This window comes from Streptomyces sp. Ncost-T10-10d (genome assembly GCF_900091955.1).
Lineage (GTDB): Bacteria > Actinomycetota > Actinomycetes > Streptomycetales > Streptomycetaceae > Streptomyces.
The window spans coordinates 1-13,014 of the sequence record NZ_FMDF01000043.1; the positions used below are offsets into that span (position 1 = coordinate 1).

General features: G+C 67.9%; 13 protein-coding genes. 7 read left to right on the plus strand and 6 right to left on the minus strand.

Going from position 1 to position 13,014, the window contains the following annotated elements:
- Window positions 1-148: 148 nt before the first annotated feature.
- The 4 genes from GA0115254_RS04835 (at window position 149) to GA0115254_RS04850 (ending at window position 1,986) form a co-directional block, all read left to right on the plus strand.
- On the plus strand, window positions 149-328 hold the full coding sequence (locus GA0115254_RS04835) for a hypothetical protein (RefSeq protein WP_093894029.1): 180 nt from the start codon (window positions 149-151) through the stop codon (window positions 326-328).
- A gap of 110 nt (window positions 329-438) precedes the next feature.
- Complete coding sequence (locus GA0115254_RS04840; RefSeq protein WP_093894030.1) at window positions 439-939, plus strand: BlaI/MecI/CopY family transcriptional regulator; 501 nt, start codon at window positions 439-441, stop codon at window positions 937-939.
- Window positions 940-948: 9 nt separating this feature from the next.
- Complete coding sequence (locus GA0115254_RS04845) at window positions 949-1,506, plus strand: amino-acid N-acetyltransferase (protein WP_093894031.1); 558 nt, start codon at window positions 949-951, stop codon at window positions 1,504-1,506.
- Between the two features lie 144 nt (window positions 1,507-1,650).
- The gene (locus GA0115254_RS04850; RefSeq protein WP_093894032.1) at window positions 1,651-1,986 is read left to right on the plus strand and encodes a histone-like nucleoid-structuring protein Lsr2; all 336 of its coding nucleotides are present in this window, start codon (window positions 1,651-1,653) and stop codon (window positions 1,984-1,986) included.
- On the opposite strand, the gene GA0115254_RS04855 is transcribed toward GA0115254_RS04850, so the two are convergent.
- The gene (locus GA0115254_RS04855; RefSeq protein WP_093894033.1) at window positions 1,965-2,573 is read right to left on the minus strand and encodes an SCO3374 family protein; all 609 of its coding nucleotides are present in this window, start codon (window positions 2,571-2,573) and stop codon (window positions 1,965-1,967) included. The two genes, GA0115254_RS04850 and GA0115254_RS04855, sit on opposite strands and share 22 nt — an antisense overlap.
- Before the next feature lie 427 nt (window positions 2,574-3,000).
- Here GA0115254_RS04855 and GA0115254_RS04865 point away from each other — a divergent pair, with 427 nt between their 5' ends.
- Both GA0115254_RS04865 and GA0115254_RS04870 read left to right on the plus strand, forming a co-directional pair.
- Window positions 3,001-5,529 carry an ATP-dependent Clp protease ATP-binding subunit gene (locus GA0115254_RS04865; RefSeq protein WP_093894034.1) on the plus strand — a complete coding sequence of 843 codons (2,529 nt, stop codon included), beginning with the start codon at window positions 3,001-3,003 and terminating at the stop codon, window positions 5,527-5,529.
- An 838-nt stretch (window positions 5,530-6,367) separates the two neighbouring features.
- The gene (locus GA0115254_RS04870; RefSeq protein WP_093894035.1) at window positions 6,368-7,057 is read left to right on the plus strand and encodes a M23 family metallopeptidase; all 690 of its coding nucleotides are present in this window, start codon (window positions 6,368-6,370) and stop codon (window positions 7,055-7,057) included.
- Window positions 7,058-7,111: 54 nt separating this feature from the next.
- On the opposite strand, the gene GA0115254_RS04875 is transcribed toward GA0115254_RS04870, so the two are convergent.
- Complete coding sequence (locus GA0115254_RS04875; protein WP_093894036.1) at window positions 7,112-7,696, minus strand: TetR/AcrR family transcriptional regulator; 585 nt, start codon at window positions 7,694-7,696, stop codon at window positions 7,112-7,114.
- 123 nt (window positions 7,697-7,819) lie between these two features.
- Here GA0115254_RS04875 and GA0115254_RS04880 point away from each other — a divergent pair, with 123 nt between their 5' ends.
- Window positions 7,820-9,430 carry an MDR family MFS transporter gene (locus GA0115254_RS04880; RefSeq protein ID WP_093894037.1) on the plus strand — a complete coding sequence of 537 codons (1,611 nt, stop codon included), beginning with the start codon at window positions 7,820-7,822 and terminating at the stop codon, window positions 9,428-9,430.
- A 77-nt stretch (window positions 9,431-9,507) separates the two neighbouring features.
- Here the strand turns inward: GA0115254_RS04880 and cseC are convergent, their stop codons facing one another.
- The 4 genes from cseC to GA0115254_RS04900 are packed head-to-tail and all read right to left on the minus strand — an operon-like array spanning window position 9,508 to window position 12,986.
- Window positions 9,508-10,890 carry a two-component system sensor histidine kinase CseC gene (cseC, locus tag GA0115254_RS04885; RefSeq protein ID WP_093894038.1) on the minus strand — a complete coding sequence of 461 codons (1,383 nt, stop codon included), beginning with the start codon at window positions 10,888-10,890 and terminating at the stop codon, window positions 9,508-9,510.
- Window positions 10,887-11,591 (minus strand): two-component system response regulator CseB, encoded by a 705-nt coding sequence (gene cseB / locus GA0115254_RS04890; RefSeq protein ID WP_093894039.1) that lies wholly within the window; start codon window positions 11,589-11,591, stop codon window positions 10,887-10,889. The genes cseC and cseB overlap by 4 nt, the downstream gene beginning before the upstream one ends.
- Window positions 11,592-11,601: 10 nt before the next feature.
- A complete protein-coding gene (locus tag GA0115254_RS04895; RefSeq protein ID WP_370740827.1) occupies window positions 11,602-12,348 on the minus strand; it encodes a hypothetical protein in 747 nt (248 codons plus the stop codon).
- Window positions 12,336-12,986, minus strand: a complete 651-nt coding sequence (locus GA0115254_RS04900; RefSeq protein ID WP_093894040.1) for a SigE family RNA polymerase sigma factor — start codon at window positions 12,984-12,986, stop codon at window positions 12,336-12,338. Before GA0115254_RS04900 ends, GA0115254_RS04895 begins: the two co-directional genes overlap by 13 nt.
- Between the last annotated feature and the right edge of the window lie 28 nt (window positions 12,987-13,014).

Sequence of the window (13,014 nt, forward strand, 5' to 3'; positions counted from 1 at the left end):
CCGTCCGAGCGCCCGGCGCCGAAGCCCTCGGAGGTCTTCCCGCCCCGCCGCCCGGTCCCGCCACCGCAGCAGTGGGCCGCGGGATAACCCCGACGCAACGCGGAGGGGGCGCGCGGAAGCGGGTACCGGCCTCGCTACTCTGGATGCCATGGACTACGTATCCGCGCTCGTGCCCCCCGTGGTGATGGCCGCCTTCTTCATCGGCCTCGTCGTGACGATCGTCAAGAGCCAGGGCGGTCCCAACAAGGCCAAGGAGGACGCGGCCGTGGACATGGCGATCGGCCGCGCCGAGTCGGTCCGGCAGGCGCCGGGCACCGACGGCGTCTGACCTCCCCGGACCTCGCAGCACGCGAAGGGCGCACGACTTGTCAGGAGTCGTGTGCCCTTTTGCTGCGTAAATAGCCGAGCATTCCTGGCATCTGGCACTAAAGTGACATTGTGCCCCGTCAATTGGGAGATCTGGAAGACGCCGTGATGACGCGGGTCTGGCAATGGAACCGCCCGGTCACCGTGCGGGAAGTCCTTGAGGACCTTCAGCAGGAACGCTCCATCGCCTACACCACCGTCATGACGGTAATGGACAATCTCCATCAGAAGGGCTGGGTGCGCAGGGAAGTCGACGGCCGCGCATATCGATATACGGCGGTCTCCACCCGCGCCGCCTACTCGGCCGCACTGATGAACGAAGCCTGGTCGCGCAGCGACAACCCTGCCGCCGCTCTTGTCGCGTTCTTCGGCATGATGTCCGCCGAGCAGCGCGAGGCCCTCAAGGACGCCATGCGGATCGTTCTGCCCAACCTGCACGGGGCCTCCGAGCTGCCGTCCGATGAAGCGGCGGATGAAGCGACCCGTGAACGGGCCGATGAACCGACTGATGAACCGACCGGAGAAGCAACCGAAGATCCGGCCGATGACGCGGACCCGGAGGCCGGGCGATAGCGTCTGGGTATGTCCTCAGAGCTTCCGCATACCGATTTCCGTACCGAACCGTCGGTTATAAACGTGGCTGTCACAGTCCGCCGTGCCAGGACCAGCGATGTGGCATCGGTCCGCCGTCTCCTCGACGGGTACGTACGTGAAGGCATCTTGCTCGACAAAGCAACGGTGACGCTTTACGAGGACATCCAGGAGTTCTGGATCGCAGAACGCGACGAGGACGCCCGGGTCATCGGCTGCGGTGCACTGCATGTGATGTGGGAAGACCTCGCCGAAGTGCGCACTCTCGCGGTCGACCACAGCATCAGGGGTGCCGGAGTCGGACACCAAGTACTGGACAAGTTGTTGCAGACCGCCCGTTGGCTCGGTGTGCGGAGGGTTTTCTGTCTCACCTTCGAAGTCGAGTTCTTCGCGAAGCACGGCTTCGTGGAGATCGGAGAGACGCCGGTCGACGGAGATGTCTACAGCGAGCTACTGCGTTCCTATGACGAGGGTGTAGCAGAGTTCCTGGGTCTCGAACGAGTGAAGCCGAACACCTTGGGCAACAGCCGGATGCTTCTGCACCTGTGACCGGCACAAGAAGCCGTAGCCCTATGTCCGAATCGCGCATGTTTCCCGTCTTCTCGGGATCCTGAACCTCTGCCGGGGGTTTGTGTTTTTCGGGGAAAAGCGGTTTCCTTTCCGCGTACTGCATTTTCGATGAAAGGAAATCCGGTGGCACAGAAGGTTCAGGTCCTTCTTGTCGATGACCTCGACGGTGGCGAGGCGGACGAGACGGTCACGTTCGCTCTGGATGGCAAGACGTACGAGATTGACCTCACCACGAGCAACGCGGACAAGCTCCGTGGTCTTCTTGAGCCGTACACCAAGGGTGGCCGGCGTACGGGTGGCCGTGCAGCGGCCGGCCGTGGCAAGGGCCGTGCCGTTACGGGTGGCAACAAGGACACCGCGGAGATCCGTAAGTGGGCGCGCGAGAACGGCCACAATGTGAATGACCGCGGCCGTGTTCCCGCGGAGATCCGTGAGGCTTACGAGAAGGCCAACGGCTGAGCTGTCGACTCATCGGTCGACCGCCCAGTTCGGGCGCGCATCAACCGGACTCGGTGGCATTCCGTCGCCACCGCGTCCACGAGCCGTACGAGATCGGGAGCATCCCCACCCCTGCTCCCGAGGCCGACCAGGGCCGGGAGCTCCGGCTCTCCCTCGTGCCGCAGCCCGGGGGGCCGCAGCCATACGGCGGCCCCCGACCGGCCCGCCACCCGACCGGGCGGCGTCGGCGCAGTGATCCGACCGCCCGTACCGATGGCGGTCAGCGAGAGGGTGACCCCGCCCCACTCCAGCCAGTCGAGCAGCCCGGGCAGTTCGTCGGCGCTTCCCGCTGTCACCAGCAGGCTCATCCGGGCGCCCCTCAGTGCCACAGGTCCGGTGCGGCCCACCCGCCGCAGTGCCGCACGGCCGGCGGCCGCAGGGACCTCCAGGACGTCGAACCGCAGTCCGGTCAGCAACCGCACCGGTGTGGTGCCCTCCGTTGCCCAGCCGAGCCGGTGCTCGTACCACTGCGCCCACCGCGCGCACTCGGCGTGGTCCTCCTGCTCGTCGGCGAGCGACTGCGAGGTGGACGGGACGGTGATGGCCATGTCAGGAGAACGGCCGAGTGCCTCACGGGTTACGCAGAGTCTGCGATCGAGTGCTCAGTGTGTCCGAGATGGGGGCGTAGGGACGCATTCGAGAGCGCGAAGATGTTCGCCCGTAGCGGAGGGAACCGGCGTGCGCCGCATGGACTGTCTGTAATTGCGGGTAAGACATCCCTAGTGGGGAGGGGCGACACGCAGGCTCGGGCATCGCACGTTCGCCATCGGCGTACTGGCGAAAGGGGTATCTGCCTGGCCTGCGGGAACATCGTCTCGCACCATCGGGTTGGAGCAGATGTCGGCGTTCGGGGCAGGAGGCCAAGGACGGTGTCGGCAGTTGGAATGAGCGGTCCCCGCTTGCGGGACTAAGCTGCGGAAGGACAGGGAGGGGACCGACCCCTTACTGCCTGACCGCTCTGAGGAGCGATTAACGATGTTCGAGAGGTTCACCGACCGCGCGCGGCGGGTTGTCGTCCTGGCTCAGGAAGAAGCCCGGATGCTCAACCACAACTACATCGGCACCGAGCACATCCTCCTGGGCCTGATCCACGAGGGTGAGGGTGTCGCCGCTAAGGCCCTGGAGAGCCTCGGGATTTCGCTCGAGGCGGTCCGCCAGCAGGTGGAGGAGATCATCGGCCAGGGCCAGCAGGCCCCGTCCGGGCACATCCCCTTCACGCCCCGGGCCAAGAAGGTTCTGGAGCTGTCGCTCCGCGAGGCCCTCCAGCTCGGCCACAACTACATCGGCACCGAGCACATCCTGCTCGGCCTGATCCGCGAGGGCGAGGGTGTCGCAGCCCAGGTCCTCGTGAAGCTGGGCGCCGACCTGAACCGGGTGCGGCAGCAGGTCATCCAGCTGCTCTCCGGCTACTCGGGCGGCAAGGAGGCGGCAACCGCGGGCGGCCCCGCGGAAGGCACGCCCTCCACATCCCTGGTGCTCGACCAGTTCGGCCGGAATCTCACCCAGGCCGCTCGCGAATCCAAGCTCGACCCGGTCATCGGGCGCGAGAAGGAGATCGAGCGGGTCATGCAGGTGCTGTCCCGCCGTACCAAGAACAACCCGGTTCTCATCGGCGAGCCCGGCGTCGGCAAGACGGCGGTCGTCGAAGGACTGGCGCAGGCCATCGTCAAGGGCGAGGTGCCCGAGACCCTCAAGGACAAGCACCTCTACACCCTCGACCTCGGTGCGCTGGTCGCCGGCTCCCGCTACCGCGGTGACTTCGAGGAGCGCCTGAAGAAGGTCCTCAAGGAGATCCGCACCCGCGGCGACATCATCCTGTTCATCGACGAGCTCCACACCCTGGTGGGTGCGGGCGCCGCCGAGGGCGCGATCGACGCCGCCAGCATCCTCAAGCCCATGCTGGCCCGCGGCGAGCTGCAGACCATCGGTGCCACGACGCTCGACGAGTACCGCAAGCACCTGGAGAAGGACGCCGCTCTCGAGCGCCGCTTCCAGCCCATCCAGGTCGCGGAGCCGTCGCTGCCGCACACCATCGAGATCCTCAAGGGTCTGCGCGACCGCTACGAGGCCCACCACCGCGTCTCCATCACGGACGAGGCGCTGGTCCAGGCCGCGACGCTGGCTGACCGGTACATCTCGGACCGCTTCCTGCCGGACAAGGCGATCGACCTGATCGACGAGGCCGGTTCCAGGATGCGTATCCGCCGGATGACCGCGCCGCCGGACCTCCGCGAGTTCGACGAGAAGATCGCGGGCGTCCGCCGCGACAAGGAGTCCGCGATCGACTCGCAGGACTTCGAGAAGGCCGCGTCCCTGCGCGACAAGGAGAAGCAGCTTCTCGCCGCGAAGACCAAGCGCGAGAAGGAGTGGAAGGCCGGCGACATGGACGTCGTGGCCGAGGTCGACGGTGAGCTGATCGCCGAAGTCCTGGCCACCGCGACCGGCATTCCGGTCTTCAAGCTGACGGAGGAGGAATCCTCCCGTCTGCTGCGCATGGAGGACGAGCTCCACAAGCGCGTCATCGGCCAGAAGGACGCCATCAAGGCCCTCTCGCAGGCGATCCGTCGTACGCGAGCCGGCCTGAAGGACCCGAAGCGCCCCGGTGGCTCGTTCATCTTCGCCGGCCCGTCCGGTGTCGGTAAGACGGAGCTCTCCAAGACGCTCGCCGAATTCCTCTTCGGTGACGAGGACGCGCTGATCGCCCTCGACATGTCGGAGTTCAGCGAGAAGCACACGGTTTCCCGTCTCTTCGGTTCTCCCCCCGGCTACGTGGGTTACGAAGAGGGCGGCCAGCTCACCGAGAAGGTGCGCCGCAAGCCGTTCTCCGTCGTCCTCTTCGACGAGGTCGAGAAGGCCCACCCCGATATCTTCAATTCCCTGCTCCAGATTCTGGAAGACGGTCGCCTGACCGACTCCCAGGGCCGGGTCGTGGACTTCAAGAACACGGTCATCATCATGACGACCAACCTCGGGACCCGGGACATCTCCAAGGGCTTCAACCTGGGCTTCGCAGCCCAGGGCGACGTCAAGACCGGCTACGAGCGGATGAAGAACAAGGTCAACGAAGAGCTCAAGCAGCACTTCCGCCCCGAGTTCCTCAACCGTGTCGACGACACGGTCGTCTTCCACCAGCTCACCGAGGAAGACATCATCCAGATCGTCGACCTCATGCTGGCCAAGGTGGACGAGCGCCTGAAGGACCGCGACATGGGCATCGAGCTGAGCTCGGAAGCCAAGTCGCTCCTGGCGAAGAAGGGCTACGACCCCGTGATGGGCGCCCGGCCGTTGCGCCGGACGATCCAGCGCGAGATCGAGGACATCCTCTCCGAGAAGATCCTCTTCGGTGAGCTGCGCCCCGGTCACATCGTGGTCGTCGGCACCGAGGGCGAGGGTGAGGAGAAGAAGTTCACCTTCCGCGGCGAGGAGAAGTCGGCTCTGCCCGACGTCCCCCCGATCGAGCAGGCGGCAGGCGGCGCGGGCCCGAACATGTCGAAGGACGTGTAAGGACGCTCCTGAGCGCCTGAGAGCGCCTGAGCACCTGAGCACCTGAGCACCTGAAGGGGCTGCCCCGGAACCGTGAGAACGGTCCGGGGCAGCCCCTTTTGCCGTGCCGCGGTGCTGCCGTGCCCGCCGTCAGTGGCGGGCAGCACGCACTCCACGCGCCGGCCGTCGCGTTGCCGGGGGATCTGCCGCGCGATGCCGAGCAGGACGTTCCCGGCGAAGACCGGACCGCCGGACGCTGCTCGACGCCGTACCGGCTGGATGTCGGGGGAAGCCGGTGATCTCGCAGTCGGGGAGCGCCTGTGTGCTGTGGCGGACGCCGAGCCGCACGGGGGCGACCGGGCTGCGCCGCCCCGCTGCGCCTGTGGTGTCACTGGCCATGGTCTGTCCCCCAGGAGCTGAGCTGGTCGCCGTGTCAGTCGGCAGTCAGGTTGCAGGTCGAAGGCCCCGAATCGGATGGCCTCAGGTCCCGCCGGCCGTGACAAGGCGCACAGCCCGTTCCAGGCCTACTAGGGGTGGTAGGGGCAGGTGCCGTGATCGCGGCGGGGGCCTTTGCCCCTGCGGGGAGAGGGGGGTTCGAGGGCGGAAGGAGATAAGCCCGGATCACTATGTTTAGTCCGATTGGAGCGGTTTGGAGCTGGGGTTAAACCTGTCCGAAACAGGAGTTTCGATGAGTCCGGGCATGGGTCGCGCCAAGCCCGCGCCGATGGATTCCCGAAGCTCTCGCTACGGCTTTTGTTCGTAGATGGGGTATTTGAGCATTGGTGGGGATGCGGGTTACCAAGGGATGGCCAGCCCGGCGGAAGCGTCGGGTCCAGTCATCTCCGGAGGTACTCCGCTTATGTCGAAGCGCGTTTCGTTCCAGCACTCCCGTCGCCCGTCCCTGTCCCGTGTCCGTGGCGCCGTGGTGGCAGCCGGCCTGGGGACGTCGATGGTTCTCGGCGTGGGTGCTGCGTTCGCGGCCGGCACGACGGGTGCCCCCAACGCTGCGAGCCTGATAAATACCGGCGCGGCCGAGTCGGTCGCCAAGCAGGCGGCGGCGCAGGGCAAGGCGGCCAAGGCGGCCAAGGCCGAACGTGCGGCGGTCAAGAAGGCGGCCGTGAAGAAGGCTGCCGCCTGGGAGACCCCGGTCCGCCACTACGTGCTGAGCGCGAGCTTCGGCAATGACGGCGCCCGCTGGGCCCACAAGCACTCCGGTCAGGACTTCGCCGTGCCGATCGGCACCGAGGTGAAGGCCGCGCACAGTGGCACCGTCGTGAAGGCCGGTCCGAACGGCGGCGGTGACGGCCCCGCGTACGGCAATGCCGTCGTGATCAGCCACGGCAATGGCGTGTACTCGCAGTACGCCCACCTGTCGCGGATCGATGTGCACATCGGCCAGACCGTGAAGACGGGCGAGAAGATCGCCCTCTCCGGCAACACCGGAAACTCCAGTGGCCCGCACGTGCACTTCGAGATCCGGACCACGCCGAACTACGGTTCCGCGATCAACCCGGTCTCGTTCCTGCACAAGGAAGGCGTCATGGTCTGACCCGACCGGGACGCACCCCTCGGTGCCCGTCCGGCGGATCGTGGCCGGACAGGCCTACTCGGCGGACCCCGGGCTGTGCGCCCGGGTGACCAGATCGAAGGCGACTTCGAGGACGGCCTTGCGCTTCTCCTCGGGGTCGCCTTCGAAGTCCTTGAGGGCGAACATGCCCGCGTGCATCGTGAAGAGCGCGGTGAAACAGCGCACCTGATCGGTCAGCGGAGCATCGGGGTCCTTGATCAGATCGACCAGGCCGACGACACGGTCCTTGATGGTCTTCCCGATGCTGAGGTCCCGTACGGTCGCCTGGTTCTCCTGCATGAACCGGAAGAGCGGGGCGGCGGCGGTCAGCGCCTCGCTGTAGCGGCGCAGGATCTCCTTCTTCGTCTCCAGGCTGTGGGGCTGGCCCCTGCCCCACTCGATCAGCTCCTCGACCGGCCGGTTCAGGTCGTCGAAGATGCTGACCAGGATGTCTTCCTTGGTCTTGAAGTGGTAGTACAGCGCGGCCTTGGTGACATCCAGCCGCTCGGAGATCTCACGCAGCGAGGTCTTCTCGTAGCCCTGTTCGGCGAAGAGTTCCAGGGCGACGTCCTGAATGCGCTGGCGCGTGTTGCCCCGGCGCGGCTGCGGTGTGCTGCCCATGGCGCTCTCCTCGATACTTACTTGACGCCCGGCTAGTTACGGGGCTACTTTCCCCAGTGTAGTCAACTAGCCGGTCGGCAAGTAAGTGCCCGGCACGCGCAGGGGATCAGGGGAGTGGGGACCATGTCGGACCTGAAGAAGGCGGCGGACGGAAAGGCGGACGACCGGCCTGCCGGGAAACCCGAGAAGCGGCAGCGCAGCGTCCAGGTGGTGATGCTGGCCCTGATGATCACGATGCTGCTCGCCATGCTGGACAACCTGATCGTCGGCACTGCCATGCCGACCATCGTCGGTGACCTCGGCGGCCTGGAGCATCTCTCCTGGGTCGTCACCGCATACACCCTGGCCACCGCGGCCTCCACCCCCATCTGGGGCAAGCTCGGCGACATGTACGGGCGCAAGGGCATCTTCCTCACGTCCATCGTGCTCTTCCTGATCGGCTCGGTGCTGAGCGGAATGGCCCAGGACATGGGTCAGCTGATCGGCTTCCGGGCCGTCCAGGGACTCGGCGCGGGTGGCCTGATGGTCGGCGTCATGGCGATCATCGGTGACCTGGTGCCGCCCCGCGAGCGAGGCAAGTACCAGGGGATGATGGCCGGTGTGATGGCGATCGCCATGATCGGCGGACCGCTGGTCGGCGGCACCATAACCGACCACCTCGGCTGGCGCTGGAGCTTCTACATCAACCTGCCGCTGGGCGCGGTCGCCCTCGCCATGGTCACCGCCGTGCTCCACCTGCCCAAGCGGGAGCGCACCGAGGCGAAGGTCGACTACCTCGGCGCGGGTCTGCTGACCCTCGGCATCACCGCGATCGTGCTGGTCACCACCTGGGGTGGTTCGGAGTACGACTGGAACTCCGCTGTGATCATGGAGCTCATAGCGATCGGTGTCGCCTCGCTCGTCGGCTTCCTCTTCGTCGAGACGAAGGCTGCAGAACCGATCATTCCGCTCCACATCTTCCGGAACCGCAACTTCACCCTGATGTCCGTCGTCGGCTTCATGTCGGGCTTCGTGATGTTCGGTGCGGTGCTCTTCCTGCCGCTGTTCCAGCAGTCCGTCCAGGGCGCGTCGGCGACCAACTCGGGTCTGCTGCTCCTGCCGATGCTCCTGTCGATGATGGTCGTCTCGCTGATCGCGGGACGGGTCACCACCAGCACCGGCAGGTACAAGATCTTCCCCGTGGTGGGCTCGGTCCTGATGGTGACCGGTCTGTTCCTGCTGTCGCAGATGGACACCGGCACCACGCGGTTCACCTCGGGCCTCTACATGGCGGTGCTCGGTGCGGGCATGGGCTTCCTGATGCAGATCACCATGCTCGTCGCGCAGAACAGTGTCGAGATGAAGGACATGGGAGTCGCCTCCTCCGCGACCACCCTCTTCCGTACGCTCGGCAGCTCCTTCGGTGTCGCGATCATGGGTGCGCTGTTCACCGGGCGGGTGCAGGACGAGATGGTGGCCCGCGGCGGCGGGGGCGCCACGGCGAAGTCCGCGCAGCTGGACGCGGCGAGCCTGGCGAAGCTGCCGGATGCGATGCGTGAGGCGTACCAGTTCGCGGTGTCGTCGGGTACCCACATCGCGTTCCTGGTGGGCGCCTCGGTCGGAGTGATCGCCCTGCTCGCGTCGGTGTTCGTCAAGGAGGTCCCGCTGCGGGGAGCGGGCCCGGAAACCGTGTCGTCGGACGGGGCGCAGGAGCCGGCCGCGGTGGCCGGCCCCAAGCAGCCCGAGGCCGTCTGATCCCTCGCGCTCGCTGCACGAGCCGTGCACGAGGAGGCTCCCGGGGCGCGCCCCGGGAGCCTCCTTCCGTATGCGGTTCAGCCGCCGGACTGCCTGCGACCGGACCCCGCGCCCTGCCCGTCGCCGCTGCCCGGCGTGCGCTGTTCGGACAGCCGCAGGATCGGGAAGCTGCCGGTGTTCGTCGGTGCGTGCTCGGGCAGCCACAGCACGGCGATCGCCCCGCCCGCGCCTTTCGCCGCCCCTTCCGGCGCCGCGTTGCGGAAGGTCAGCCGGGCTCCGAGGACCCGCGCCTGACCGGCCGCGATCGTCAGCCCCAGACCGTGTCCGTGTCCGGCCCGATCGCTGCTTCCGGTACGGAACCGGCTCGGGCCCTCACGCAGCAGCGCCGCCGGAAACCCGGAACCGTGATCGCGGATCCGCACCACCCGGCCCTCGACCGTGACCTCCACCGGAGTGGCACCGTGCTTGGCGGCGTTCCCCAGCAGATTGCCGAGGATCCGCTCCAGCCTGCGCGGATCGGTGCTGACCCAGGACTCGTGGACGACCTGGACCCGCACATCCGGGTCCAGCAGCGCGACCCGTCGGCTGACGAACTCACCCAGCGCGATCTCCTGCAGCTCGGCCCGCTCCGACGCACTGTCCAGCCGGGCCACCTCCAGCACGTCCTCGACCAGGGTGCGCATCGCCTGCGCCCGGTCCCGTACGAGCTCGGTGGGGCGGCCCGGCGGCAGCAGCTCGGCCGCCGTCAGCAGACCGGTCACCGGGGTACGCAGCTCGTGCGCGATGTCCGCGGTGACCCGGCGCTCCGCCTCGATGCGTTCGTTCAACGCGTCCGTCAGCGCGTCCACCGCGCGGGCCAGCTCATCGGTCTCGTCCTGGACGACACCGCCGACGGCCTCCCTGACACGTACATCCGTATTGCCCTGCGCGACCCTGCCCGCCGCGGCCGCCGCCTTGCGCAGCCGGCGCGACAGCTGCCCGCCGATCAGCACGCCCAGCGCGCAGCCGCCGAACACCACCGAGACCGAGCCGATGATCAGCGCCCGGTCGAGATCCCCCATGATCGTGGCGCTGCGGTCGGCGAAACGGGTGTGCAGCGAGAGCACATCGCCGTTGCCGACCGGCACGGCCGCCCACACATCGGGCACCCCGTTCCTGGTCTCCTCGACATGCGTGGCGCGCCGGTTCCTGTTGGTCTCCGCGCGCAGGCTGCGCGGCATCGTCGGGTCGTTGAGCTTGGCTCCGAACCGGGGGTCGGCCTTCTGTGTCTTCTTCGCCTCGTACAGCAGCTGCGCGTACGTCAGCCGCTCCAGCTGGACCTCGCGCGCGTTCTCCAGCATCGAGACCCGGGCGGCGTTGTGGACGACGAAGCTGAGCGCGACCGCGGTCAGCGCGCCGACCGCCGCGATCGCGATGCTGATCTTCCAGCGGACACCCGTCCGCAGGGCGAACCGCTTCATGGCCGGAGTTTGTAGCCGAAGCCGCGGACCGTCTCGATCCGGTCCTGGCCGATCTTTGTGCGCAGCCGCTGCACATGGACATCCACGACCCGGGTGTCACCGCCCCACCCGTAGTCCCAGACCCGCTCCAGGAGCTTGTCGCGGGAGAGCACCGTGCCGGGCGCGGCGGAGAACTCCAGCAGCAGCCGCATCTCGGTCGGGGTCAGCGCCACCTGCCGGCCGCCCCGGTGGACCTCCATGCCCTCGGTGTCGATCTCCAGATCGCCGAAGACCAGCATTCCGCCGACGGGCTGCGGCTCCGGCTCCCCGTTGCCCGGCTGCCCGCCCGACGCATGACCGAAGCGGCGCAGCACGGCACGGATCCGGGCGACCAGGACCGCCCCGTCGAAGGGCTTGGTGACGTAGTCGTCGGCGCCGGCTTCCAGGCCGAGCACCACATCGATCGAGTCGGCCCGGGCCGACAGCATGATCACCGGGACCGTCGACTCGTCGCGGATACGACGGCAGAGGCTGACCCCGTCGAGCCCCGGCACCATCACATCGAGCAGGGCGATGTCGGGACGGTCGGCCCGGAACGCAGCGAGCCCCGACAGTCCGTCGGGCATCGCGGTGACCGCGAAGCCGTCGCGCTCCAGCGCCAGCTGGGTGGCCTCGCGGATGACGTCGTCGTCCTCGACGAACAGGACGTGGGTCTCGGCCATCGGACTGCTCTCAGTTCCCCGCCGGTTCGGCGGATTCCGGAAGCCCGGCTTCCCCACTGCCGACGGCTCGGTTGAAGTCGTTGTGCACCCGGTCGTGCTCGCTGAACCGGTTGTCCGCCCAGCGGTAGGTGATCACTTCCTCGCCGGAGGGGTACGCGACCGAGTCCTTCTTCTCGTACACCTGGGCCGTCACCACCAGATCACCGCGGTCGATGGTGCCGTACACGGCGGGCTGCTCCATGGCGAACACGTTCTCGTACGTGCCGTGGCCCCCCTGGCGGTACACATAGGTTCCGACGCCCACCGAATCGCCGCAGGTCATCACGTTCACCACCACGTCGGCCGAGGGGCCGCCGGTCACGGTGCCGTACGAGGTGTCCACCGGGTACTCGGAGCCGCTGCAGGGCTTCAGATCCGTCCTGACCCGCTCGCTGACCTTGGGGTCCCGCTTGAGCAGCGCCACGGGATCGATCCGGGGCGTGGGTTTCGCCGTGGAGGTCGGATCGGCGCTCGGCGTGACCTGGGCGACCGCCTGGGTGCCTGCCGGACCCTCGTCACGGGTGCCGGTACCGCCGGTGGAGCAGCCGACGGCGAGCAGCCCGAAAGCGGCGAGCCCGACCAGGGTCGTGGTGCTCGCCGCCCAGCCGGTCAGGACCCGGCCACGACCGTCGGTGGCCCCGCGGCCACCGCTGTCTCTTGCGCCGCCACGGTCGCTGTCGCCGTTGTCGCTGTCATCGCTGGCTGTCAGGCCGCGCACCGCTCCCGCCCCCGTTCGTCCATACGCCTGCCCGCCTGCGCCCGTACCTGCGCCGTTGCCCGCGCACGCACCGGAGCGCCGACGGCCGGAGCACGGTCGGCCGCCGTCAGACCCCGCTCCTCCCGGAGCCGGGCCTCCCTGCTCGCTGCCTCACGGCTCTCCAGCTCCTGGCGCAGTCGCGCCAGCGCACGGTGCAGCGTGCTCTTCACCGTACCGGCCGACATGCCGAGCGCCGCAGCCGTCTCCTCCGTACTCATCTGCTCCCAGTGTCGCAGCACGACGACGCTGCGCTGCTTGGGAGCCAGTACGCCCAGCACATCCATCAGCAGGGCGCGGTCGGCGCGCTGCTCGGTGCCGTCATCGACGCTCGCGTCGGGCAGCTGCTCGGTGGGAACCTCGTCCAGCTTGCGGGCCCGCCACCACTCGGTACGGGTGTTGATCATGACGCGGCGAAGATAGGCGTCGGCGAGGGACTTGTCGGCGATGCCGTCCCAGCGGCCGTACGTACGGACCAGGGCGGTCTGCAGCAGGTCCTGCGCATCCACGGGGTCGGGAACCAGTCGGCGTGCACTGCGCAGCAGTGCCTCCTGCCGAGTGCGTACGTACTCCTCGAATTCGAGCACCTCGCCCTGCGCCATTCCAACCGCCTCCGTCCCCGTAGATCCC

What these genes read in the sequence shown, in the direction of transcription:
- cseC (WP_093894038.1), bottom strand. Translation starts at nt 10,890, where the DNA reads ATGAAGCGGTTCGCCCTGCGGACGGGTGTCCGCTGGAAGATCAGCATC.
- GA0115254_RS04865 (WP_093894034.1), top strand. Translation starts at nt 3,001, where the DNA reads ATGTTCGAGAGGTTCACCGACCGCGCGCGGCGGGTTGTCGTCCTGGCT.
- GA0115254_RS04870 (WP_093894035.1), top strand. Translation starts at nt 6,368, where the DNA reads ATGTCGAAGCGCGTTTCGTTCCAGCACTCCCGTCGCCCGTCCCTGTCC.
- GA0115254_RS04900 (WP_093894040.1), bottom strand. Translation starts at nt 12,986, where the DNA reads ATGGCGCAGGGCGAGGTGCTCGAATTCGAGGAGTACGTACGCACTCGG.
- cseB (WP_093894039.1), bottom strand. Translation starts at nt 11,591, where the DNA reads ATGGCCGAGACCCACGTCCTGTTCGTCGAGGACGACGACGTCATCCGC.
- GA0115254_RS04855 (WP_093894033.1), bottom strand. Translation starts at nt 2,573, where the DNA reads ATGGCCATCACCGTCCCGTCCACCTCGCAGTCGCTCGCCGACGAGCAG.
- GA0115254_RS04875 (WP_093894036.1), bottom strand. Translation starts at nt 7,696, where the DNA reads ATGGGCAGCACACCGCAGCCGCGCCGGGGCAACACGCGCCAGCGCATT.
- GA0115254_RS04880 (WP_093894037.1), top strand. Translation starts at nt 7,820, where the DNA reads ATGTCGGACCTGAAGAAGGCGGCGGACGGAAAGGCGGACGACCGGCCT.
- GA0115254_RS04845 (WP_093894031.1), top strand. Translation starts at nt 949, where the DNA reads ATGTCCTCAGAGCTTCCGCATACCGATTTCCGTACCGAACCGTCGGTT.
- GA0115254_RS04835 (WP_093894029.1), top strand. Translation starts at nt 149, where the DNA reads ATGGACTACGTATCCGCGCTCGTGCCCCCCGTGGTGATGGCCGCCTTC.